The organism is Flavobacterium sp. 1, assembly GCF_002797935.1.
GTDB lineage: Bacteria > Bacteroidota > Bacteroidia > Flavobacteriales > Flavobacteriaceae > Flavobacterium.
In genome coordinates, this window is record NZ_PGER01000001.1 from 4,825,598 (window position 1) to 4,849,465 (window position 23,868).

The 23,868-nt window shown below is 34.2% G+C and carries 20 protein-coding genes; 14 read left to right on the forward strand and 6 right to left on the reverse strand.

Annotation, left to right across the window (positions count from 1 at the left end; genetic code table 11):
* The first annotated feature begins 244 nt into the window (after positions 1-244).
* Together CLU83_RS19580 and CLU83_RS19585 are read left to right on the forward strand one after the other, a co-directional pair.
* Entirely contained in the window at positions 245-541 is a 297-nt protein-coding gene (locus tag CLU83_RS19580) for a helix-turn-helix domain-containing protein (RefSeq protein ID WP_100433161.1), read from the forward strand.
* Positions 538-843: a helix-turn-helix domain-containing protein gene (locus CLU83_RS19585; RefSeq protein WP_100433162.1), complete on the forward strand. Its 306-nt coding sequence runs from the start codon at positions 538-540 to the stop codon at positions 841-843. Before CLU83_RS19580 ends, CLU83_RS19585 begins: the two co-directional genes overlap by 4 nt.
* A 95-nt stretch (positions 844-938) precedes the next feature.
* On the opposite strand, the gene CLU83_RS19590 is transcribed toward CLU83_RS19585, so the two are convergent.
* Positions 939-2,189, reverse strand: a complete 1,251-nt coding sequence (locus CLU83_RS19590) for a site-specific integrase (RefSeq protein ID WP_100433163.1) — start codon at positions 2,187-2,189, stop codon at positions 939-941.
* 371 nt (positions 2,190-2,560) lie between these two features.
* Here CLU83_RS19590 and CLU83_RS19595 point away from each other — a divergent pair, with 371 nt between their 5' ends.
* Positions 2,561-3,892: a BNR repeat-containing protein gene (locus CLU83_RS19595; RefSeq protein WP_100433164.1), complete on the forward strand. Its 1,332-nt coding sequence runs from the start codon at positions 2,561-2,563 to the stop codon at positions 3,890-3,892.
* 124 nt (positions 3,893-4,016) lie between these two features.
* On the opposite strand, the gene CLU83_RS19600 is transcribed toward CLU83_RS19595, so the two are convergent.
* From CLU83_RS19600 to CLU83_RS19620, 5 genes are all read right to left on the reverse strand, one after another.
* Positions 4,017-4,574, reverse strand: coding sequence for a hypothetical protein (locus CLU83_RS19600; RefSeq protein WP_100433165.1), 558 nt, complete (start codon positions 4,572-4,574; stop codon positions 4,017-4,019).
* Between the two features lie 2 nt (positions 4,575-4,576).
* Entirely contained in the window at positions 4,577-4,978 is a 402-nt protein-coding gene (locus tag CLU83_RS19605) for a DUF2809 domain-containing protein (protein WP_100433166.1), read from the reverse strand.
* Positions 4,979-5,171: 193 nt separating this feature from the next.
* Entirely contained in the window at positions 5,172-5,756 is a 585-nt protein-coding gene (locus CLU83_RS19610; RefSeq protein WP_100433167.1) for a hypothetical protein, read from the reverse strand.
* A 279-nt stretch (positions 5,757-6,035) separates the two neighbouring features.
* The gene (locus CLU83_RS19615; RefSeq protein WP_100433168.1) at positions 6,036-7,727 is read right to left on the reverse strand and encodes a glycoside hydrolase family 28 protein; all 1,692 of its coding nucleotides are present in this window, start codon (positions 7,725-7,727) and stop codon (positions 6,036-6,038) included.
* A 21-nt stretch (positions 7,728-7,748) separates the two neighbouring features.
* Positions 7,749-8,789: a GntR family transcriptional regulator gene (locus tag CLU83_RS19620; protein WP_100433169.1), complete on the reverse strand. Its 1,041-nt coding sequence runs from the start codon at positions 8,787-8,789 to the stop codon at positions 7,749-7,751.
* 522 nt (positions 8,790-9,311) lie between these two features.
* Between CLU83_RS19620 and rhaT the strand changes: the two genes are divergently transcribed.
* The 11 genes from rhaT (at position 9,312) to CLU83_RS19675 (ending at position 23,868) form a co-directional block, all read left to right on the forward strand.
* Positions 9,312-10,361, forward strand: a complete 1,050-nt coding sequence (rhaT, locus tag CLU83_RS19625) for an L-rhamnose/proton symporter RhaT (protein WP_100433170.1) — start codon at positions 9,312-9,314, stop codon at positions 10,359-10,361.
* 35 nt (positions 10,362-10,396) lie between these two features.
* Positions 10,397-12,538: a bifunctional aldolase/short-chain dehydrogenase gene (locus CLU83_RS19630; RefSeq protein ID WP_100433171.1), complete on the forward strand. Its 2,142-nt coding sequence runs from the start codon at positions 10,397-10,399 to the stop codon at positions 12,536-12,538.
* 114 nt (positions 12,539-12,652) lie between these two features.
* Positions 12,653-13,927, forward strand: coding sequence for a TIM barrel protein (locus tag CLU83_RS19635; RefSeq protein WP_100433172.1), 1,275 nt, complete (start codon positions 12,653-12,655; stop codon positions 13,925-13,927).
* A 3-nt stretch (positions 13,928-13,930) separates the two neighbouring features.
* Entirely contained in the window at positions 13,931-15,301 is a 1,371-nt protein-coding gene (locus CLU83_RS19640) for an FGGY-family carbohydrate kinase (RefSeq protein ID WP_100433173.1), read from the forward strand.
* 86 nt (positions 15,302-15,387) lie between these two features.
* On the forward strand, positions 15,388-16,128 hold the full coding sequence (locus tag CLU83_RS19645; RefSeq protein ID WP_100433174.1) for a (Fe-S)-binding protein: 741 nt from the start codon (positions 15,388-15,390) through the stop codon (positions 16,126-16,128).
* Between the two features lie 5 nt (positions 16,129-16,133).
* Positions 16,134-17,504: a glycoside hydrolase family 28 protein gene (locus CLU83_RS19650; RefSeq protein WP_100433175.1), complete on the forward strand. Its 1,371-nt coding sequence runs from the start codon at positions 16,134-16,136 to the stop codon at positions 17,502-17,504.
* A gap of 10 nt (positions 17,505-17,514) precedes the next feature.
* On the forward strand, positions 17,515-18,918 hold the full coding sequence (locus CLU83_RS19655; protein ID WP_100433176.1) for a lactate utilization protein B: 1,404 nt from the start codon (positions 17,515-17,517) through the stop codon (positions 18,916-18,918).
* Entirely contained in the window at positions 18,881-19,495 is a 615-nt protein-coding gene (locus tag CLU83_RS19660; protein WP_232727199.1) for an LUD domain-containing protein, read from the forward strand. Before CLU83_RS19655 ends, CLU83_RS19660 begins: the two co-directional genes overlap by 38 nt.
* 294 nt (positions 19,496-19,789) lie before the next feature.
* Positions 19,790-20,608 carry an SDR family oxidoreductase gene (locus CLU83_RS19665; protein WP_100433811.1) on the forward strand — a complete coding sequence of 273 codons (819 nt, stop codon included), beginning with the start codon at positions 19,790-19,792 and terminating at the stop codon, positions 20,606-20,608.
* A gap of 29 nt (positions 20,609-20,637) precedes the next feature.
* Positions 20,638-21,792 (forward strand): mannonate dehydratase, encoded by a 1,155-nt coding sequence (uxuA, locus tag CLU83_RS19670; protein ID WP_198512360.1) that lies wholly within the window; start codon positions 20,638-20,640, stop codon positions 21,790-21,792.
* A gap of 165 nt (positions 21,793-21,957) precedes the next feature.
* On the forward strand, positions 21,958-23,868 hold the full coding sequence (locus CLU83_RS19675; RefSeq protein ID WP_100433178.1) for a DUF3857 domain-containing protein: 1,911 nt from the start codon (positions 21,958-21,960) through the stop codon (positions 23,866-23,868).

Sequence of the window (23,868 nt, forward strand, 5' to 3'; positions counted from 1 at the left end):
ACCAAAGACACTGTGAAATAGAAGAAAAGGGGTTCTTTTATACAATGAAAGAGGATGATTTTTCGAGAATCCTTGACAAAGAAAGTGTTGTGGCGTCCGTCTTAAATTTGATTGGTTTTTATTCTTTTTGGAAACATTATTCAAATACTCTATTTGGCAACTGCGTGCCAAACAAGGCAACAGAATACAATATCGGAAAGTTCTAAATAAATAGTTTTTATTTTCGAACTTAAATGACGTAGATATGGAAATAACATTTTTAGATATTCAGATTTTAGGGGCACTACATAAGGAAGTAAAGCAAGTTTCTAAATTGATCCATGAAATCACTTCTCCTTACAAGGCATTGCAACAGGCTACGAAGTGGCTCGACCAGCAGGAAACTTGCCAATTGCTTAACATCAGTAAACGGACGTTACAGACGTACAGGACAAAAGGTATTCTTGGGTCAACGCAAATCAATCGGAAGACTTATTTCAAATTATCAGATGTGGAATTACTCATACAGGGAGAACGACGATTAAAAAAGCAAAAGAAATGAAACCTATTGGAGATTCAAACGAGGACATGATTGTCCTGATTGAAGCAGTGACTAGCATCAAAAACGAACTGCTATATATCAGAGAATATTTCCACCCACTCTTAAAAGGGGAAATTTACCTGTCAGGCGAACAAGTTTGTCAGATGCTACATGTCAGCAAACGGACGTTGCAACAGTACAGAGATGACGGACAGATACCCTTTATCAAACTCGAACGGAAAATCCTGTTCCGAGAATCGGATATCATCAAGGTATTGGAAAATAATTATCAGCGTCCGATTGAAATCAAAAGAATACTTTAAAATCGCAACCTAATCAGGATAGTAAAAAAACAGCCCTTTGTTACACTTAAAACAATGGGCTGTAATGTTGTATCATGGAAACAACGTTATCCTTCTTATAAGCTTGCCACAAAGGAACGTTCCATAGCTTCAAACTTCTGCGATACCTTTTGCATATCTTTTCCAACTTTCTCGTTGAGTACCTTTGCATAAATCTGTGTAGTGGCAATGTTTTTATGTCCCAACATTTTACTCAAACTCTCTAAAGGAACGCCTTCGCTTAAAAAGAGGGTGGCAAAGGTATGGCGTGCCAAATGAAAGGTTACTTTCTTCTCTTTAAGGCATTCGATAAGTTTGGATATACGCCTTAAGCTACTATTACAGGTAGGATTTGATGGTACCGAAAATATTTTCCCGTCCTTTGACAATCCTGCATACTTCCCGATAATCATTTTAGGTATCTCCAACAGCATTACATTGGATGATGTAGCCGTTTTTTTCCTGCGGATGATAATCCACTTATTCCCGTCAAAGAACTCTTGAATATTACTATTTTTAAGTCCTTTTATATCCGAATAGCAAAGCCCTGTAAAGCAACTGAAAACAAACAGGTCTTTGACCAATTCATCATTTCTTTTTTCACAATTGAATGTTACAAGAAGTTCCAACTCGCTACGCAACAGATAACCTCTGTCTTTGTCTTTTTTTGTGTTCTTGTATTCACTCAGCGGATTAAATCCAAGGTGCTTTCTACCGATTGCCAATCGACAAACCGCTGTAAAGCCAAGCATGTAAATCCAAACGGTGTTGTGCGTTAAACATAGATCATCACGCAGGTAATAATCAAAGTCCTGCACAAAATCAGGAGTAAGGTCGTTAAATGATACATCGGAACAAGCGTATTTTTTAATAACAAAACTTCTAAGATGCTTCAAAAGCGCTCTGTACTTACCACGTGTGCCATTTACCCGAAGTCCGTTGTTGACTTTTTTATCAAAATCTAAAAGAAACTGTTCGAAGAATTTGAAAAAGGTCAGTTCTTCGCTTTCCATACCGAGAAAGGTATTTTTGAGTTTATCACTATTTACAGCTCCTTCATTTTTCAGTATTTTAGAATAACATTCCTCAATATCCAAACGGATTCTATCAATTTTGTTGTTTACGCCTTGGGCTTCATGGCTTTTTCCTAAAATCCTACCATACTTCAAGTCCCAATTCGATGCTGAAACATCCATCTTTGTACTAAATGCAGACTGTTTACCATTTACGGTAATCCTGCACATAACCGCAACCATTCCATTTTTCTTTGGGGCGTTCTTTTTTAGGTAAAACAATACCTTAAACGTTGATTTTTTTGTCGTTTTCATACTCACAATTCTTAATGTTAAAATTAAACCTATGTGAGCTACGAAACAATATGAAATACAGTGCAATATCTTGAAAAACAACCGTTTAAATCAATTGTTTTGGTTTTTAAAAGTAACGTTTTGGTAACCTTACTTTTTCCAAACCTTGCTTTTTACTGCTTTTCATTTCATTACCAAAAATCACAAAATGACTGTAAAGCCTTCATTTTACTATCGTTTTGCCTGTTTTTAATTTTGATGTATTTTTGTAAAAACTTTTCTTTAAAAAAGCAAAGATATAGTGGAGAGCAGGAACCATATAACCAAAAATGCCTGATGTTGTTGCTCCAAAATAAATAATAGAATTCAGAGTATTAAGTTTATAAAAATATATGCCACAGAAAGCCACCGATAGTTTGTACAGATTTAGATTTAGCCGTGAAATTTTAGCTTTATTGATGCTGTTTTTTTGTGCAGTAGTCCATGCTCAACTTGAAACTAATGAAAGCGAAGTTGGTTTGGGATGGAGCAGCAATTCTGTCAACACTGTTATTTTTAGAAATAGTGCTTTGACAACTTTTAAAAATTGGCAATTTACCGCTTATTACAATCCTGAAGGGAAGATGGTTTTGGCAAAGCGCAATTTGAATTCCAGTCAATGGCAAAAAGTAATTACGCCTTATAGTGGCAATGTAAAAGATGCTCATAATAGTATCAGTATTGCAATAGATGCGGATGGTTTTCTTCATGTAAGCTGGGATCAGCATGATACTCGTTTGCGATATGCGAAAAGCAAAATGCCTTTTAGTTTAGAGTTGGGTGAGGAGCAATCCATGGCTGGCAATGATGAAACCAAGGTGACTTATCCAGAATTTCATAATCTGCCAAACGGGAAGCTTTTGTTTTGTTACCGTTCGGGCGCTTCGGGAAGAGGGAATATGATTGTGAAAACGTATGATGTGAAAACTCAAAAATGGACTTACTTGCAAAATAATTTAATTGATGGCGAAAACCAGCGCTCTGCTTATTGGCAAATGTGTGTAGGCCAAAAAGGCATTTATATTTCGTGGGTTTGGCGCGAGAGCTGGGATGTTTCGACTAATCATGATATTTGTTACGCTTTTTCGGCAGATGGCGGACAAACTTGGGAGAAATCTTCAGGAGAGAAATACAATTTACCAATAACGAAAAGCACAGCAGAAATTGCTTGGAAAGTGCCTCAAAAGAGCAGTTTAATCAATCAAACTGCGATGACTGTCGATGCGCAGGGAAATCCGTATATTGCAAATTATTGGGATGATAATGGAGTGCCGCAGTATAAAGTGGTGTATTTGGATAAGGGAAAATGGAATAAAATCAATACTGATTTTCATAACAAACCTTTTTCTTTAGGAGGCGGAGGAACGAAAAGGATTCCAATTTCGCGACCTGAAATTTTGGTCAATAAATCGATGGTTTACCTGATTTTTAGAGACGAGGAAAGAGGGAATAAGATTACTTTGGCCAGTGCCAATTTGAATAAAAAGCAATGGAAACTTGCTGATATTACGGATTATTCTGTGGGGCAATGGGAACCTAACTTGGATAAAGAATTGTGGAAAGATAAATCGCAGCTGCATATTTTTTCTCAAAATGTGAGTCAGGCTGATGGAGAAGGATTGGCAGATGCAGAACCTCAAGCCGTGCGGGTTATTGAACTGAAAAAAATGCCTATAACTAAATAGCCGTATCGAGTTACTTGCATGAATACCATTCAGAAATTAAGCGTCATTAAGCTTAATAGACTTAATTTCTTAATGGTTAATTTTTGATCTTACCATTTCATTATTTAACTCGATAAAAGTAAGCTTAATGAATAGTATCACCACGAATTATTATTTCGTTTGATTTTTTTATGTTTCCCTCTGATTTACTCAGTACTTTTATGAGCGTTACATCTGGAGTTTCAAGTTTGTTTACTATTATTTTTAGGATATAATTTTTGTCGACTAAATACGTCTGGGGATCTCCATCAACTATTTCATTGTCAACTTGAAAGATTACTGAGTTTTCTTGGACAGTTGTATATTTTTTTCTTAATTCATTTAAGGAAATTAAATTAGGCTTGTAATTATTTTTGGTTTCAATAGTTATTTTGCCTGCATATTTAGTATTCTCTATTTCAATGTCTTCTTTTTCAACTTTGACATTTTCAATTTTATTTGGGTCTAAAAAATTTAGGATACTTTGATTGATAAGTTCTCCATTTAGAAAGTAAGCGGGTTTTTTTCCGCCTTTATATTTAATTACATGAACGACTTTGATAATAGTGTCTTGTTCAGAAATTGCCTGTAAATTTTCAGTTTTCTTTTGGCCAAAAGCATTAGCTGTCAAAATTGAAACTAATATGATTATAAATTTTTTCATTTTTACGTTTTGTTGGTAACTATAATATTGTCTTCTATTTTTCGCAAATTCTTTTCTGCAATAAGAACAATAATAATTCCCGCAATATAGCATACTAAATCAATCCAAGCAAATGAGGTTCCAATAACAGTTCTAGCCAATTTTGAATTTTGCAGCCCCAGTTTTTCGACAATATTCAAATACTGAAGAAATTCTATGCCAAAGGAAAACAGCAGAACAAATAGTGCAACAGGCAAAACTGGCAATTTCAAAAACGATTTTATAAAACAGTAAATTAGAATCACAACCAATACATCGCCTATATAGGGGCGAATGATAGTATCATGAACAAATAGTGCAATTAAAACTTCTATGACAAAAATCAGAATTGTTAAGCCGAAATATTTTTTGTTGAATGTTAGCATAGTTTTTAGTAGGGGTAAAATTAACTGTTTCTTGTTACAAGATGTTTGTAGTTTAAAAAGCCTTGTTTTTTGAATTAGCCTAATCATCCCAAATACAAAACTAACTTTTCATTAAACCAATTGCCCAAATCCGTTGCAGTAGCTTTTACCAGTTGTGTTTTTATGTGTTTTAGTTTCTTATTTGTTCGGTTGTTTAGTTTTGTTTGTCGTATAACAAAGTTAGATTTTTTTTAAAAGAAGGATTTGCAATTTTTATGTACCAATCAATTTCTATTGATTTAATATTTTCACTTAATCTGCTTATGAATTGAAACCAACCGCTCGTTGATTCAGTAATTGTAAATTTCTTTTGGTCAATAGTGAAAACGGCAATACAAATTTCGTCATAAGCCAGTAAATCTACTTTGTAACCATAAACAGTTTTTATTTCGTTCCATTCATAATTAGCAGTACTGTTTTCTATGCTTATTTTAAATCCATTTTTATTATATTCAAATATTCCATTATCATTTTGGTCAAGTTCGATCCGTTCGGTTAATATTTCTTTTCCAATTTTCGATTTTGGTGTTACAAAAATATTTTTGGGATTTAAAAATCTAACTAACGTAAGTATTCCTCCTAAGCCAAATAAAACTATTGTAACCCAAAACTGGACTTTTTCGATATCTCTAATCCACAAAGCAATAAATGCGAATAGAAAGCAAATTAGAATTCTGAAAACTTGTTTAGTTTTGCTTTCCCAAATAATATTTTTTCCTTTATATCTTTCGTTTCTCATAAACATAACTGGTAGCTTGCTTGTATACGCTGACCATAAAATGACTCCAATTTGCCCAAATTAGCTAGCTTTGCGTCATAAAATAGCTTTTTTATTATATTTGCTAATATATAAAAAAACAACTACAAATAATTCAAATATCTTTTGTCAGGGAATTTTTATTATTGCTGAGAAGCAGAGAACGTCTTTAGTTTTTGAAAGTTTTTTAACATAAATGAGAAAAGGCAATTCTACCCTTTGGTAAAATTGCTTTTTTAAAATTTATATAAAGTGAGATACTTACATTTTTACAGCACCTTTAGCTACTTTTTCACCAACGGTGGTTTTCTTGCTAAAGTCAGTTTTAGCGTTCGAAATCAATTCGATGTTTTTGCTGGCTTCACCATCTATGCTTACTGCTTTTTGAGAATCTGAATTGAAATTGATGTTTTTTAGAGACATATTTTTCCCGTTGTAAATTTCAAAAATTGTACTGTTTGCAATGTCTAGATTGATGTTGTTAAGTTTAATTCCGTTAGCGTCAATGATAGAAAAACCTTTATCGGCTTTACCGGTTAAATTAGAAATTTCGATGTTTTCTAAATTCATTTCAGGTAAGCCTTGTAAAAATACAGCCTGCTGTGCTCCATTTATAAAAATATTTTTTATAAAAATGTTTTTAAACTGCGGTGTTTTTTCGTCTACAGGAACGGCTGCACTTACAGTGTTGTTTTCTCCATCTGCCAATTTTTCGGCTATCGATTTTCCTCCATAATACAAGTCGAAAGAAATGGCCTGCGATGGAATATTATTCATGAAAATATCCGAAATAAAGATGTTTTCTACCACACCTCCGCGTCCGCGGTTACTTTTAAATCGCAGACCAACATCTGTTCCCATAAAAGTACAGTTGGAAACATGCATGTTTTTTACGCCGCCAGACATTTCGCTTCCTACGGTTACACCGCCATGACCATGATACACAATGTTATTTTTAATAATGATATTTTCGCAGGCAACGCCACGATCGCGACCATCTTTGTCTTTCCCAGATTTGATGCAGATTGCATCATCACCAACGTCAAAACTAGAATTTTCTACCAAAACATTTTTACAGGATTCTACGTCTAGTCCGTCACCGTTTTGAGAATACCAAGGGTTACGAACCGTTGTGTTGCGGATAATCAAGTCTTCAACCATCAAAGGATGGATGTTCCAAGCCGGTGAATTTTGAAAAACAGGACCGTCGAATAAAACGCGTTTACTATTTTGAATGCTGACCATTACAGGACGAAGAAAATCGCGGATTTCTTCAAATTGTTCTTTGGTTTTTAAATCAGGACGAACATTTTGATCAGCGTTCTGGTTTCCTTTCACATATTGTTCTGATGGATACCAGCTTGTTTTTTTATCGTTTAATACTCCTCCAGATTTTACAAAACTATTCCATTGGTCTTCGGTTAATTTACCTTTTTTTACCATTCTCCATACTTCGCCCGAACCGTCATAAACACCATTTCCGGTAAAGGCTACGTTTTCAAGGTTTTTTCCGTAAATAGGTGAGATACAACGCCAGGTGTTTAAGCCTTCAAAACTGGTTTGGATAATAGGATATAAATTTTTGTCTGTAGAAAATTTAATCAATGCACCTCTTTGTGCATGCAGTTCGATATTACTTTTTAGAGTAATTGGTCCAGTAAGCCAAATCCCTGGAGGAATGATTACTTTTCCGCCGCCTTTTTTAGAAACAGCATCTATGGCATCAGCAAAAGCTTTGGTACACAAAACGGTTCCGCCGTTTACAGCACCAAAATCGGCAATATTTACGGTATTGTTTGGGATTTTTGGTTCGTTTATTTTGTTCATTTTAAATTCAATGCCACTATAGGAATCCTTTGATGAACCAGTATTCTGAGCCGTAATGTTCATCGAACAGTTTGAGAATGTGATTGCAAATGCAAGAAATAATAATTGATTTAATTTAAATTTCATTGTTTTGTAAAGTGTTATTGTTTAAATAGATTTTCGATAGATGAAATTAAACGGAACTTTTACTTGCCCGATTTCTTTGTTTAAAATCATTTGAGCAGCCGTTTCTCCCATTATTTTGAAATCCGTTGATATTACGGTAATGCCTAATAATTCTTTTAACGGTGTGTCATTGTACGAGATGACGCCAATATGCTTGCCTAATTTCATTTCGGTGTCTCTGATTTGTTTCACTAGGTTTACCAAATCTGATTCTTCGATGGTGATGAATAAATCCCCTTTTTTCAGCACAATGTCATCATATATTTCATCTATAATTTCATAATTGATTCCAAATTCGACACAAAACTTCTTGAAACCATGCAGAATTCTTCTTGGATATGGATACACGGCTTTCTCAGGATATACTAAGATTATTCGGGTGTATTGTTTTATTTTTTCTAAACCTTCTTTTAGGGCATTATAAATGTCGTTTTCAAAATCCTGATAAATTTTAATAACATCATTATTTATTCCTAATTTGATATTATCCATAATAATGAGTTTTTCTTTAGGAATTTTATTAATGGCATCAATAACCGCATCAGTATAACTGCTGTGTTTTAAATCTTCGGTTTTAAAATGAGTAGTGATAATATAGTAATCGTAAGCGCCTTCATATTTGTCAAGCAGATTCAAAAAAATTGTTTCATCGCAGTGATAAATCTGCAGATCGGTGTGGGCGTTGGCTCCAATGGTGTCAATGAACGAATTATAAGTTGCCATTTTATAAGAACTTAATTTGTTGTACACAAACAGCACGTTTACTTTCGAAATCAATTTGGTTTGGGTGATATAATATCCTTTTCCACGGATTGATGTGATGATTTTTCGTTCTTTTAAGATGTTATATGCCTTTTCAACAGTGTCTCTCGACATATAAAACTCTTCACTAAAACTATTAATTGAAGGAATTTTTTGATTTATTCTTAAACTTCCATTGCTGATATTAGTTAAAATAGAATCAACAATTTGCTTGTATTTTGGTACACGTGAGTCCTCGTCAATTTTAATAATCTTTATCATAGCTTTCGCTTTTAGATGTTTTTTTTCTTTAAAATGTATAAAGAAAACGAAATTTAAATTTGTTTTTTATCCTGTTAGCCAATGACTAAAAATGGTATTTATGGATTCATTTGAGTAATCAGATTGTTTTAAAGATACGCAATAAATGTATTAGAAGTATTGCAATATCTAAATAAAATCAAACATGTAATCGATTGCACAAATATATATCTTAAAATTAGTAATTAGTAATAATTACCCATAAAATTTTAATGATTATTTAAAATTAACACTTAAAAATTTAAAGTAAAATAAAATAAGGTTAAAATATCATTATTAGTGCTGAAGGGCTTTTTTTGGGCAGTATTTTATTTTGAATGAAGGTTTTAAAATTGCGTGATATTTTTCTAAAAATTAAAAATTTATCCGATGATAATAAAAAATCATTAGTTTAAAGGATAGTACAGGATAGTTATCTTTTAGGTATTCTATTATTTTACAATCCTTAATCATAACCAATTAACCAAAAAACATTTTTAATCAATGGAATCAATACTCGGAATTCTTTTTCACTCTATCGGAGGATTTTCATCAGGAAGTTTTTATATGCCTTTCAAAAAAGTTAAGGGTTGGGCATGGGAAAGCTATTGGCTGGTAGGAGGTTTTTTTTCCTGGTTAATCGTTCCGCCAATTGCAGCTTATTTAACCATTCCAAATTTTACTGAAATTATTAGTGTGGCTTCACCTTCTATAAAAGCGCTTGCTTTTTCGATGGGATTGATTTGGGGAATAGGAGGGCTTACTTATGGTCTTGGTGTGCGTTACTTAGGAATGTCATTAGGCAATTCAATAGTGTTGGGTTTTTGTTCTGCTTTTGGAGCATTAGTTCCATCTATATATTATAATTTTTATCCATCCGAAGGAAAAATTTCTTTTACAGATATGCTTGCTACTTCTGGTGGCAAATTGGTTTTACTGGGGGTTTTGGTTTGTTTGATTGGAATTGCTATTTCTGGAAAAGCTGGAATGCTAAAAGAGAAAGATTTTGCGGTAGGACATGAAGATAAAGACAGGGAATTTAGCTTGGTAAAAGGTTTGATCATTGCGGTGATTTCTGGAATATTGAGTTCTTTTTTCAATTTTGGAATAGAAGTAGGAAAGCCTTTGGCAGAAGCAGCGGTGGTTAGTGGCTGTAATCCTTTATTTCAAAATAATGTAACTTATATAGTTGTGCTTTGGGGCGGATTGACTACCAATTTTATTTGGTGTATGTATCTTAATTTCAAAAATAAAACTTTTGGGGATTACACCAATAAGGCAACACCAATAAGAAAGAATATTATGTTTTCAGCTTTGGCAGGAACTATGTGGTTTTTACAATTTTTCTTTTATGGTATGGGCGAAAGCAAATTAGGCAATGGTGCCAGTTCTTGGATTTTGCACATGGCAACAATTATTTTAACAGCTAACTTTTGGGGATTTTATTTAAAAGAATGGTCTGGGGTTTCCAATAAAACATTCAATACTTTTTTAGTAGGAATCGGATTAATTATGCTGTCAATTGTTTTAGTAGGAATCGGAAATTCATTATAACAATACATATAATAAATACATAAATAATATATATAATGTCAAATATAAATACTGAAAATATGACTTTTAAGCACGTAAGTTATCTTTGGGATGAAGCTAAGGCACAAGAATTAGCTGGGGATGAAGTAGCGCTTTTTATTTATCGCTCTAACATATTAGGAGCTGATTTAAGATTAACAAATTATGGAGGGGGAAATACCTCAGTTAAAATTACTGATAAAGATCCTTTGACGGGTGAATCTTCGGAGGTGATGTGGATTAAAGGTTCGGGTGGAGACATCGGAACATTAACAAAATCAGGTTGTGCAGCCTTATATTTAGAAAGACTTCGTAATCTTGAAAACGTATACAGAGGTATTGAATTTGAAGATGAAATGGTAGAATTATTCAATCACTGTATTTTTGATTTGGCTTCAAAAGCGCCTTCAATCGACACGCCTTTGCATGGATTCCTGCCATTCAAACACATTGACCACTTGCATCCGGATGCGGCTATTGCTATTGCTGCTGCAAAGGATGGAAAACAAATTACAGAAGAATTATTCAATGGAGAAATTGGTTGGGTAGGATGGCAGCGTCCTGGCTTTGATTTGGGGCTTCAATTGAGAGCATGTCTAGAAGAAGCTTCGCAAAAAGGTAAAAAATTGCGTGGTATTATGTTAGGCTCCCACGGTTTGTTTACTTGGGGAGACACCTCTTATGAAAGTTATGTAAATACGCTTGAGGTAATCGAAAAATGTGCCGAGTATTTGGAAAGCAATTATGGAAAAAAACGCCCAGTTTTTGGAGGTCAAAAAATAGAGAGCTTAAATTCGGAAGCGCGTCAGCTGCAAGCATCAAAAGTAGCTCCGATTTTAAGAGGTTTCTGTTCATCTGAAAGAAAAATGATTGGTCATTATACTGATGATGCCAGAGTTTTAGAATTTATTAATTCTAATGATTTAGAGAAATTAGCTCCATTAGGTACTTCATGTCCAGATCATTTCTTGAGAACAAAAATCAGTCCTTTGGTTTTAGAATTAGATCCAAATGAAGATTTGACTGATTTGACTGCAATCAAAGCAAAATTGACACCTGCATTTGAAGCTTACAGAAAAATGTATGCTGCTTATTACGATACTTGCAAAAAAGTTAATTCACCAGCAATGCGTGACCCAAATCCAGTGGTAATTTTATACCCAGGAGTAGGAATGTTCACTTTTGCAAAAGATAAAACAATGGCTCGTTTGGCATCTGAATATTATGTCAATGCCGTAAATGTGATGAAAGGTGCCGAAGCTGTTTCCGAATATACCTCATTGCCACGTCAGGAAGCTTTTGATATTGAATATTGGTTGTTGGAAGAAGCTAAATTACAGCGTATGCCAAAACCAAAAGCATTGTCTGGAAGAGTAGCCCTTGTTACTGGTTCAGGTGGTGGAATTGGTAAAGCTATTGCTAAAAAATTCGCAGAAGAAGGTGCATGTGTTATCCTCAATGATATTGATGAAGAACGTTTAGCTGGTGCTAAAGCAGAATTTATCAAACTGTTTGGAAAAGATGCAGTAGATAGCACAGTTTTAAATGTAACTAGCGAAGTTAGTGCTGAAAAAGCGTATGATGCATCAGCCTTGGCTTTTGGAGGTGTAGATATTGTGATCAATAACGCAGGGATCAGTATTTCAAAATCTATTGCAGAACATTCACTTGAAGAGTGGGACAGATTATATGATATTTTAGTTAAAGGACAATTTATTGTTTCTAAAGCTGGAATAGAAGTAATGCGCAAACAAGGTTTTGGCGGAGATATTGTAAATATTGTATCTAAAAATGCAGTAGTTGCAGGACCAAACAATCCTGGATACGGATCGGCCAAAGCGGCTCAAGCACATTTAACCCGTTTAATGTCTGCTGAATTAGGAGCTGATAAAATTCGTGTAAACACTGTAAATCCAGATGCGGTAATCTCTGATTCAAATATTTGGTCAGGAGGATGGGCAGAAGGACGTGCTAAAGCATACGGTGTTACTGTAGCAGAATTGCCTGCATATTATGCTAAACGTACATTATTAAACGAAATTATATTGCCTGATGATATTGCTAATGCTTGTTTTGCATTTGTTGGCGGCTTGTTGAATAAATCAACTGGAAATGCCTTAAATGTAGATGGCGGTGTAGCGATGGGCTTTTATAGATAATATTGATTTGGTTGGTTTATTGGTTTAACCAGAAGTAGCTAACGTTTGGTGGTTTCAAACGTTAGTTTACTTTAAAATCACGTAAATTGCAAACTTTAATAATACAAAAAGATTATGTTAATAGAATCACACAAAATAGCTTCACATAATGACGATTTATTAAAAAGTCATTCCAATAAATTAATTTTCACCGTTTCTGAGATTGCGGATAGCGAGGCAATTATTCAAAAATTAATTGATTTTCAAATTGCAATTCCATCTTGGGCATTAGGAACAGGAGGTACTCGTTTTGGCCGTTTTGCCGGAGGGGGAGAACCGCGCTCATTAGAAGAGAAAATAGAAGATGTAGGTTTGCTGCACGCACTTAATAATGCTTCGGGAGCAATCTCATTGCATATTCCGTGGGATATACCGCAAGATCATAAAGCTATAAAAGCTTTAGCTGCGCAGCATAATTTATTGTTTGATGCGGTTAATTCGAATACTTTCCAAGATCAGGCAAATTCGGAGCATTCATACAGATATGGTTCACTGCAAAATGTAAATAAAGCTGTTCGTAAACAAGCGGTAGATCATAATATTGAAGTTATTAAACAAGGAATTGAATTAGGATCGGAGTCATTGACCGTTTGGCTGGCAGATGGGTCAAATTTCCCTGGACAGTTAAATTTTAGAAGAGCTTACGAAAATACTTTAGAAAGTTTACAGGAAATTTATGCAGCACTTCCATCAGACTGGAAGCTGTTTTTAGAATACAAATGTGCTGAGCCTAATTTTTACTCTACTACTGTTGCCGATTGGGGACAATCGTATTCGTATGTAAAAAAATTAGGAGATAAAGCAAAAACTTTAGTTGATTTAGGGCATCATTTGCCAAATGCAAATATTGAACAAATTGTATCTTTGCTGCTAATGGAAGATAAATTGGGTGGATTCCACTTCAATGATTCGAAATACGGCGATGATGATTTAACGGCTGGAGCTTTGAAACCATACCAATTATTCTTGATTTTTAACGAATTGGTTGAGGGTATGGATGCCAGAGGAATGAATCACGCCAAAGATTTAGGCTGGATGATTGATGCTTCGCATAACATAAAAGATCCTTTGGAAGATTTATTGCAGTCTGTTGAAGCGATTATGATTGCCTATGCTCAAGCACTTTCTGTAGACAGAAAAGCTTTGGAAAATGCACAAGAAGAAAACGATGTGGTAAAAGCTCAGGAAATTTTGCAGAATGCATTCCGTACCGATGTTCGTGCCTTAGTTGCCGAAGCTCGTTTACGTAACGGTGCAGCAATAAATCCAGTTGCATTGTATCGCAATTTGAATGTAAGAAAAGAACTTATTGGAGAAAGAGGACTTAAAACAATGGCTACAGGCTTATAAGTTATGATTAAGGTAAATGCAGTATTTGATATTGGGAAAACCAATAAAAAGTTTTTTCTTTTTGACGAAGACTATAATGAAGTATATCGCGATTATGTAAATCTTCCGCTTACGGAAGATGAAGATGGTTTTGAAACCGAAGATTTAGAAGCATTAAGGCATTGGATAAAAAATACTTTTGATTCCATTTTAGAGGCCTCTGAGTATGATGTAAAAACATTAAATTTTTCGTCGTATGGAGCAAGCTTAGTACATCTGGATTATAAAGGCAAAGCATTAACGCCGCTTTATAATTATATAAAAGAAATTCCTCAGGAAATTTTGGATGAATATTATAAACAGCATGGAGATCCTCTTACAATAGGAGCCGAAACGGCTTCGCCGCAATCAGGGATGCTAAATTCGGGTTTGCAGCTTTATTGGATTAAGAAAACGAAACCCGAAATATTTGCTCAAATAAAACATAGTCTGCACCTGCCACAATATCTTTCTTATTTATTTACGGGTATTCCGGTAAGTGAATATACTAGTATCGGTTGCCATACTAATTTATGGAATTATGAGCAGGAAGATTATCATAAATGGGTGCATGATGAGGATATTGATAAGATATTGCCTCCAATTGTTCCTACTTCTGCCAGTATCAATACAATATACAGAGATAAGAAGATAAAAATAGGAGTAGGAATCCATGATAGTTCATCGGCCTTGTTACCTTATATTTTAAGTAAGAAGAAACCATTCCTTTTACTTTCTACAGGCACTTGGAGTATTGCTCTAAATCCTTTTAATTCAGAAAATTTAAATAAAGAAGATATTTCAAATAATTGTTTGAATTATCTGCGCATTGACGGCAAAAGAGTTAAAGCTTCCCGTTTTTTTATGGGTAATGAATACCGTTTGCAGGTTGAGAAACTTTGCGAATACTATAAAAAGGAATACGGCTATCACCGCGAGGTAAAATTCGACCAAAATATTTACTTGAATTTAATTGAAAAACCAGCTGTTTACTTTAAATTTGAAGGGATTTCTTTGCAGCGCCTTCCACAAAAAACAGAATTGAATTTATTCGATACTTTTGAAGAGGCTTATCATCAGTTAATGATTGAATTAATGGAGCTGCAGGTGGATACTATCAATAAAGCTATTGGGAACAGTAAAATTAAAAAGATATTTATTGACGGAGGATTTACAGATAATGATGTCTTTATGAAATTGATGTCACATCATTTCAGTTCATTTAAGGTTTTATCGACACACTCACCATTAGGCTCAGCTTTAGGAGCGGCAATGGTTATTTCAGACAAACAAATTACATCCCAATTTCTTAAAGAAAATTACAGGATGAAAAAATTGGTTCCTTTATTATTTTAATATCGGAGACAATAAAATTATAAATCTCTATGAGATGAATCTTAAGAAATATCGTTGTGCGGTATTTTTAAAAAAAGTATTTCCTTATGAAAGTTGGACTTTTTATTCCCTGTTATGTAGACCAGTTTTACCCAAAAATTGGTATTGCTACACTTGAGTTACTGCAAAAATTAGGCTGTGATGTTGATTTTCCAATGAAGCAGACTTGTTGTGGACAGCCGATGGCTAATAGTGGTTACCAGCATTTAACCGAGGGATGCGATGCCAACTTTATTGCCAATTTCACCGGTTTTGATTATATCGTCTGTCCTTCGGGAAGTTGCGTAATGCACGTAAAAGAGCATTTACACAGCGATACTGACAAAGAACTGGCTGCAAAACTTAGAGCAACTGTTTACGAGTTAACTGAATTTATTACTGATGTTTTAAAAATTGAAAGTATTGAAGGTGATTTCCCGTTCAAAGTAGGAATGCATCAAAGCTGTCATGGGCAGCGGGGATTGAAGCTTTCGCAAATGAGTGAATTAAATGCTCCGTTTTTTTCAAAACCGGGGCAATTATTAACCAAAATTAAAGGGATAGACTTAGTATCCCTGTCCCGAAAAGATGAGTGCTGCGGTTTTGGAGGAACTTTTTGTGTTACTGAGGAAGCCATTTCTGTAAAAATGGGGAAAGACCGTATCAAAGACCACGAAAACCATCACGTTGATTATATTACTGGCGCAGATATGTCTTGTTTAATGCATTTGGAAGGGATTTTGCGAAGACAAAAAAGTCCAATTAAAACTATTCATATCGCAGAAATTTTAAACACTTTAAAAGGGTAAACACAATGAAAAAGATCATTTCAATTTTATTTATCGTTTGTGCCTTTTGTTTTTTTTCATTTAATGCTGAAAAAGAAACGGTTACTTTAACTGGAATAAAAGTGAAAGCTCCATTTGAAATGCCTATGATTTACATTCCAAATTTTAAGAATTGTAAAAAGTTAATCATTACCGATTTTGGTGCGGTACAAGGTGACAAAAATAAAAATTCACAAGCTATAGCTAATGCCATTGATAAAGCAAATAAAATGGGAGGCGGTATTGTAGTAATCCCAAAAGGCGAATGGATTACAGGTAAAATTCACTTCAAAAGCAATGTCAACCTGCACTTAGAAAAAGGTGCTGTTCTTTTATTTTCAGATGATCCTAGTGATTATCTGCCTGCTGTACATACTACATGGGAAGGACTGGAATGCTATAATTATTCGCCGTTAGTTTATGCTTATAACTGTAAAAAAATTGCAATTACCGGTGAGGGTGAATTAAAAGCAAAAATGGATGTATGGGAAAAATGGTTTGCAAGACCGAAAGCTCACATGGAAAGCTTAAAGCGTCTGTACTATTTGGCTGGCTATAACAAACCAGTTGAAGAACGCCAGATGGTTAATGATACGGCTAATTTTCGCCCGCAATTTATTCAGTTTAACCGTTGTGAGAATATTTTAATGGAAGGCGTTAAGGTAACTAACAGCCCGTTTTGGACTATTCATCCATACTTGTCCAAAGATGTTGTGATTCGAAATATTCAAGTATATGCTCATGGACATAATAATGACGGCGTTGATCCCGAAATGGCACAAAATGTATTAATCGAAAATTGTATTTTAGACCAAGGTGACGATGCTATTTCAATTAAATCTGGCAGAGATCAAGATGCTTGGCGTTTACATACTCCTGCAAAAAATATTGTTATTCGAAATATTACTGTAAAAAACGGTCATCAATTACTGGCTTTAGGAAGTGAACTCTCTGGAGGAATTGAAAATGTTTTTATGGATAACTGCCATGTTGTTGATGGAGCAAAATTGAACCATCTGTTATTCATTAAGACCAATGAACGAAGAGGCGGTTATGTAAAAAATATTTATACTCAAAATATCACATCTGGAAAAATTGCCGAAGGAGTTTTGGGTATTGAAACCGATGTTTTGTATCAATGGAAGGACTTGGTTCCAACTATTGAAGTAAAATTAACACCTATACATGACATTTATTTAGAAAATTATAAGGTTAAAGATGTGAAATTTATCGCAAGAATACTGGGGCAGAAAGAATTGCCTGTAGAGAATATTTTCCTTAAAAACATTAAGGCTGATATTATTACCGATAAAAAATATATTACCGAAAACGTATTGAATTTTTCTGATAAAGAATAAAACAAGCAAAATGAGTTCAAATAAAACGATTCCGCATAGTGAAGCCGCAGCCCTTTTTAATAAAAATGAGGAGCGCGTCAATTGGCACGATGAAACACTTTGGTTTGTTCGTGAAAAAAGAGATCGGTCTGCACATCAGATTCCAGAATGGGAATTGCTTAGAGAAACAGCATCACAAATAAAATTCAACGTACTTTCAAATATTCATGATTATTTGGTTGAATTTGAATCCAATGCTCAAAAAAATGGAATTATTGTTCACTGGGCCGCAAATGCCGAGGAACACAATGTTATTGTTCATTCGATATTAGAAAAGCATAACATCAAACAAATGGTGAAATCAAAATCGATGCTTACCGAAGAATGTCATTTGAATGATTATTTGACGAATCGGGGCATTGATGTTATTGATTCTGATTTAGGAGAACGTATTGTACAGCTTCGAAACGAGCCTCCGAGTCATATTGTTTTGCCGGCGATTCATCTAAAAAAGGAAGATGTAAGTGAAACTTTTCATGAGCACCTTGGTACCGAAAAAGGGAATATTGATCCGCAATATTTAACTGAATCGGCCCGCCAGCATTTAAGAGATGTTTTTTTGACGCGCAAAGCCGCCTTGACAGGAGTAAATTTTGCAGTTGCCGAAACCGGCGAATTTGTAGTTTGCACCAATGAAGGAAATGCAGATATGGGCGCGCATTTAGCCGATGTTCATATTGCGTGTATGGGATTTGAAAAATTAATTCCGCAGCGCGAACATTTAGGTGTTTTCTTGAGATTACTAGCAAGAAGCGCCACTGGGCAGCCAATAACTACTTTTTCCAGCCATTTTAAAAAACCAAATGACGGAAAAGAGATTCATATTGTCATAGTTGATAATGGAAGAAGTGAGCAGTTAGGGAGAGAAGATTTTAGAAATTCATTAAAATGCATTCGCTGCGGTGCCTGCATGAATACTTGTCCAGTGTACAGACGAAGCGGTGGACATAGTTATCACAATGCGGTTGCAGGACCAATAGGTTCGATTTTGGCTCCTAATCTGGATATGAAAAAAAATGCCGATCTGCCTTTTGCCAGCACTTTATGCGGTTCCTGTACCAATGTTTGTCCTGTAAAAATTGACATCCATGATCAGTTATACAAATGGAGACAGGTTTTGGTTAAAGAGGGTTATACTCCAAAAGTTAAGACAATAGCTATGAAAACAATGGCTACTGTTTTAGCCAATCCAACAGTGTTTGAGATTGCTGGAAAAGCGGGCCGTTTTACAATGAAGAATTTACCTGGTTTGGTAAATAATAAATTGAATAAATGGTACGACCAACGCGAAATGCCCGAAGTTCCAGAAGAATCTTTTAGAGAATGGTACAAGAAAAATGGTAAAGCAACTAAAGGAAAAAATGATGAGCAGTAAAGAATCTATTTTACAAAAAATAAAACAAAATCAGCCAAAAGAATTGAATGAACTTCCTAATTTAGAGCCTTTGAAAGAATCTGAATTAGATGTTTTAGAACAATATAAATCGGTTTTAAAAAGTATTGGCGGTGACTTTGTTGAAGTATCCAATTATGCTGAAATTACTGATTTTGTAAAAGAAAAATTCGATACCAGCAAACGCATACTGACCACTCTTCCAGAACTTTCAGAAGTGGCCAATTTGGATTGGACTAGCGATGATCCTCATTCTTTGCAGGATGCCGAACTTATTTTGGTTAAAGCACATTTTGGCGTAGCCGAAAATAGTGCGCTTTGGATTACCGACGAGGTTATGGGACAACGGGTTTCGACTTTTATTCCGCAATATTTGGCAATAGTTGTCAATAAAAAGGATATTGTTGCCAAAATGCACCAAGCTTATGACCGCATTGGAAATCAGGAATATGGTTTTGGAACATTTATAGCTGGACCTTCAAAAACAGCTGACATAGAACAGTCTTTAGTTTTAGGGGCACACGGAGCAAGAGGATTGACCGTTTTTTTGATGGAATAAGTTCATGTTTTTTTCGATACTGTAAAATACATAATTGATATATAAATAATAGCTTTTGTATATTAATTGAATTCAGGTTTTCATAAATTTTCCATTTCCTGAAAGTTTATGAATTTAAATTATTTTTAAATGTTTTCTTAAACAGTGTTTTCAAGTTATCTTAATAATAAAGTTTTTTTGATCCAGTAGTGCTTTTAAGGCTGGTGCTTTTTTTATTTGGAGAAATTTCCTTTCTTAATAAAATCCGTATCTTTCGCGACTGGAATTAAAAATACTAATTTAAAACAACCAAAATTGAAAACAGATTTCTTATTAAATGATAAAGTTATTGTTGTTACAGGGGCTACAGGAATTTTAGGAGGAGCTTTTGTGAAAGGAATTGCCGAGGCTGGAGCAACAGTTGGCATCTTAGGCAGGAACGAAAAAATAGCTAATGAACGAGTAAAGGCTATTGTTGATAAAGGAGGAAAAGCAATTGCTTTAATTGCTGATGTTACCAAAGAAGCAGATTTAGTTGTTGCTCGTGAGCTGGTTCTTTCTAAATATGGAAAAATTGATGGTTTGGTTAATGCCGCTGGCGGGAATATGCCCGATGCAGTAGTACAGCCCGATCAAGATATTTTTAAATTGAATATGGATGCTTTACAGCAAGTAATGAATCTTAACTTGTTTGGAACGCTTTTGCCTACTCAGATTTTTGGAGAAGCCATAAAAGATACTGTTGGTAGAGGAAGTATTGTAAATATTTCTTCGGTATCCACAGTGGCGGCAATGACAAAAGTACTAGGATATAGTTTGGCAAAATCAGCCATTGATTCTTATACTAAATGGTTTGCTGTAGAACTTGCTAAACGTTATGGCGATAAAATTCGTATGAATTCAATTGCGCCAGGCTTTTTCTTGACAGAACAAAATAGAACTTTATTGACCAATACGGACGGAAGTTTGACTGAAAGAGGAAATTTGGTAATTCAAAATACTCCTTACGGCCGCTTCGGCAGTCCAGATGAATTAGTTGGAGGATTGGTTTGGCTGTTGAGTGATGCATCTAAATTTGCAACTGGATCAAAAATTACTTTAGATGGAGGTTTTACAATTTTTAGCGGAGTTTAATATTTTTAAAGAAAGCAATTATGTATAAAATGAAACAAACGTGGAGATGGTTTGGACCAAATGATCCCGTAAGTTTATCCTATATCAAACAGGCAGGTGCAACAGGAGTGGTATCAGCGTTGCATCATGTTCCTCATGGTGAAGTTTGGACAATAGCAGAAATCAATAAAAGAAAAGCTGAAATTGAAGAATCTGGTTTAGTATGGGATGTGGTAGAAAGTATCACAGTACATGAATCCATTAAAACCAGAACAGGAAATTTTCAGGAATATATCGATAAATACAAAGAAAGTATCCGTAATGTAGCAGCTTGCTGTATTCCGGTAATCACCTATAATTTTATGCCGGTAAACGATTGGACTAGAACGCAATTGGATTACAGAATGCCAGATGGGTCAGAAGCTTTGTATTTTAACTGGATTGATTTGGCAATTTTTGATATTTATATTTTAAAAAGAGAAAATGCCGAGAAAAGTTTCCCTGAAAATATTGTAACCAAAGCCAAAGAACGTTTTGTTGCTATTACTGAGCAAAGATTACAAGAAATAGCAGATACAGTGATGTTTGGAATTCCTGGAGAAAAAAAGATAACTGTAGAGTGGATGCGCAATGCATTGAAGGCCTATGACAACATTGACAGAGATGCTCTAAGAAGTAATCTGAGTTATTTTTTAAACGAAATCTGTCCCGTTGCTGATGAATGCGGCGTGCAGTTAGCCATTCATCCAGACGATCCTCCATTTGATATTTTAGGCTTGCCAAGAATTGTTAACTCAATAGAAGATTATGATTATATCTTGTCTAATGCGCCATATAAATCAAACGGAATTTGTTTTTGCACGGGTTCTTTAGGTGCTTCAAAAGCAAATGATTTACCCGAAATGGTTAAAAAATTAGATGATAAAATTCATTTTATACATTTAAGAAATGTTCGCAGCGATGAAGAAGGAAACTTTTTTGAAGCCGATCATTTAGATGGAAATACCGATATGTATGCGGTAATGAAAGAATTATTACTGATTCAGAAAAAATACAAAATTTCAATTCCGTTCCGTCCCGATCACGGACACCAAATGTTAGATGATTTAGGTAAACAGAATAATCCTGGATATTCGGCAATTGGGAGGCTTAGAGGATTAGCAGAATTAAGAGGTTTAGAAGAAGGAATTATCCGTTCATTATAAAAAAAAAACTAGAGCTTAAAGGCTGAGGCTGTTCATTTTGGACAGCCTTTTTTATATTCTAGAATTCTGCCTTTTTATTATTTAAGCTAAAATTTTATGTAAAATAAATAATAAAATTAAGTTTCTTTTAAACGAAATTTTCTTATATTTCGCAAATATTTTTTTATGACCTACAGATTTTTTTCAGCGATAACTATTTTTTTGTTATTTACTACAACTCTGCTTTTTTCTCAAAAACCTGATTACAGTGCTCTGACTATTTCCGACAGTCTCAAAGAAAATGCTAATGCTATTGTTCGTTTAAACCAAACGGATATTTTAATTGCCTCTCAGCGCAGCATGAATATCAAGAAAATAAGAATAGTTACGGTGCTTAATGAAAAAGGCCTTGAAGCCATAGGAGCAGTCGCTGGTTATGATAAAAGGTCGAAGATTAGAAACATAGAAGCAACCGTTTATGATGCTTTTGGAAAGGAAATTAAAAAAATAAAAAAAGGTGATTTTAGAGACGTTAGTGCAGCAGATGGATACTCTATTTTTTCTGATGATCGAATTATTTTTACAAATTATACACCAATACAGTATCCTTTTACTTTTGTTTATGAAAGTGAATTTGAAACTTCAACTACGGCACATATACCAACTTGGAATCCAATTTCTAATTATTTTGTTAGTATAGAAAAAAGCATCATAAACGTAACTTACCCTTCTATTCTTGGTTTTAAAAAGAAAGAGTTTAATTTTTCTAATTATAAAATCAAAAAAACAATAGATAATGAAACTCAACTTTCTTATTTGGCTACAAATATTTTTGCTCAAAAATATGAAGCAAATAGTCCAGAGTCAAAAATTTTCCCAAAAGTGATGATGGGATTGGAAAGTTTTAATCTTGAAGGTGTTGATGGAACCGCTAAAAATTGGAAGGAATACGGACAATGGTTCTCCGAAAACATTTTGAAAGGAACAGATAATCTAACTGATGAAACCAAAGTCAAAATTAAATCGTTAGTTGGAGATGAAACCGACCCAATAAAAAAAGCAAAAATTGTGTATAAATATATGCAAGAAAAATCTAGATATATTAGTATTCAAGTTGGTATTGGCGGGTTTAAACCAATGCTTGCTAGTGATGTTGATAGATTAGGTTATGGCGATTGTAAAGCACTGTCCAACTATACTAGAGCATTATTGGAAGTTGTTGGCGTTCCATCATATTATACCGAATTATTTGGAGATAGTGATATAGAAAATATACAATCAGATTTTACATCTCTACAAGGCGATCACGTTATTTTATGTGTTCCAAATGGGGAAGAGAAAATATTTTTAGAATGTACTAGTCAAAATAATCCTTTTGGTTACCAAGCTAATTTTACTGACGATAGAGACGTATTGATTATAAAGCCGGATGGTGGAGAAATTGTTCATACAAAAATCTATGAAGATAAATCTAATAGTCAAATTAGTAAAGGAACTTATGAAATTTCTGAAAAAGGAGATTTTGGAGGGAAAATTACGATAGTATCAGAAGGTTCACAGTATAGTAAAGCGAAAATTGAAAATTGGCAACCTACAGACAAAGAAGAACATTATAAAAATTATTGGAATAATATTAATAATTTAAAAATAGGAAAAATGTCATTTTCGAATGACAAAGAAAATATTCGATTTACTGAAAATATTACAATAAGTGCTGTCAATTACGGAAACGTATCTGCTAACAAAATGATGTTTGCTCTAAATGCTTTTAATCCATTAACTCAAAGTGTAAAACGAATTCGAAACAGAAAGAATCCGTTAGAAATTCAAAGAGGATCTGTAGATGTAGATGAAATCGAAATTGCTATACCAGCTAATTTTTCAATTGAGTTTCTTCCAGCTAATGTTGAGATTAACGGGAAATTTGGGGAATATAAAACTGAGATTATAAAAAAAGATAATGTGACTATCGTTTACAAGCGAAAATTCTTTTTGAAAAAAGGATTGTATACCAATAAAGAGTACGACGAATTTCGTCTTTTTATGGAGCAGATTTCTAGAAATGATAATGCTAAAATAATTTTAACCAAAAGCTAA

What these genes read in the sequence shown, in the direction of transcription:
- CLU83_RS19580 (WP_100433161.1), top strand. Translation starts at nt 245, where the DNA reads ATGGAAATAACATTTTTAGATATTCAGATTTTAGGGGCACTACATAAG.
- CLU83_RS19585 (WP_100433162.1), top strand. Translation starts at nt 538, where the DNA reads ATGAAACCTATTGGAGATTCAAACGAGGACATGATTGTCCTGATTGAA.
- CLU83_RS19590 (WP_100433163.1), bottom strand. Translation starts at nt 2,189, where the DNA reads ATGAAAACGACAAAAAAATCAACGTTTAAGGTATTGTTTTACCTAAAA.
- CLU83_RS19595 (WP_100433164.1), top strand. Translation starts at nt 2,561, where the DNA reads ATGCCACAGAAAGCCACCGATAGTTTGTACAGATTTAGATTTAGCCGT.
- CLU83_RS19600 (WP_100433165.1), bottom strand. Translation starts at nt 4,574, where the DNA reads ATGAAAAAATTTATAATCATATTAGTTTCAATTTTGACAGCTAATGCT.
- CLU83_RS19605 (WP_100433166.1), bottom strand. Translation starts at nt 4,978, where the DNA reads ATGCTAACATTCAACAAAAAATATTTCGGCTTAACAATTCTGATTTTT.
- CLU83_RS19610 (WP_100433167.1), bottom strand. Translation starts at nt 5,756, where the DNA reads ATGAGAAACGAAAGATATAAAGGAAAAAATATTATTTGGGAAAGCAAA.
- CLU83_RS19615 (WP_100433168.1), bottom strand. Translation starts at nt 7,727, where the DNA reads ATGAAATTTAAATTAAATCAATTATTATTTCTTGCATTTGCAATCACA.
- CLU83_RS19620 (WP_100433169.1), bottom strand. Translation starts at nt 8,789, where the DNA reads ATGATAAAGATTATTAAAATTGACGAGGACTCACGTGTACCAAAATAC.
- rhaT (WP_100433170.1), top strand. Translation starts at nt 9,312, where the DNA reads ATGGAATCAATACTCGGAATTCTTTTTCACTCTATCGGAGGATTTTCA.
- CLU83_RS19630 (WP_100433171.1), top strand. Translation starts at nt 10,397, where the DNA reads ATGTCAAATATAAATACTGAAAATATGACTTTTAAGCACGTAAGTTAT.
- CLU83_RS19635 (WP_100433172.1), top strand. Translation starts at nt 12,653, where the DNA reads ATGTTAATAGAATCACACAAAATAGCTTCACATAATGACGATTTATTA.
- CLU83_RS19640 (WP_100433173.1), top strand. Translation starts at nt 13,931, where the DNA reads ATGATTAAGGTAAATGCAGTATTTGATATTGGGAAAACCAATAAAAAG.
- CLU83_RS19645 (WP_100433174.1), top strand. Translation starts at nt 15,388, where the DNA reads ATGAAAGTTGGACTTTTTATTCCCTGTTATGTAGACCAGTTTTACCCA.
- CLU83_RS19650 (WP_100433175.1), top strand. Translation starts at nt 16,134, where the DNA reads ATGAAAAAGATCATTTCAATTTTATTTATCGTTTGTGCCTTTTGTTTT.
- CLU83_RS19655 (WP_100433176.1), top strand. Translation starts at nt 17,515, where the DNA reads ATGAGTTCAAATAAAACGATTCCGCATAGTGAAGCCGCAGCCCTTTTT.
- CLU83_RS19660 (WP_232727199.1), top strand. Translation starts at nt 18,881, where the DNA reads ATGGTAAAGCAACTAAAGGAAAAAATGATGAGCAGTAAAGAATCTATT.
- uxuA (WP_198512360.1), top strand. Translation starts at nt 20,638, where the DNA reads ATGAAACAAACGTGGAGATGGTTTGGACCAAATGATCCCGTAAGTTTA.
- CLU83_RS19675 (WP_100433178.1), top strand. Translation starts at nt 21,958, where the DNA reads ATGACCTACAGATTTTTTTCAGCGATAACTATTTTTTTGTTATTTACT.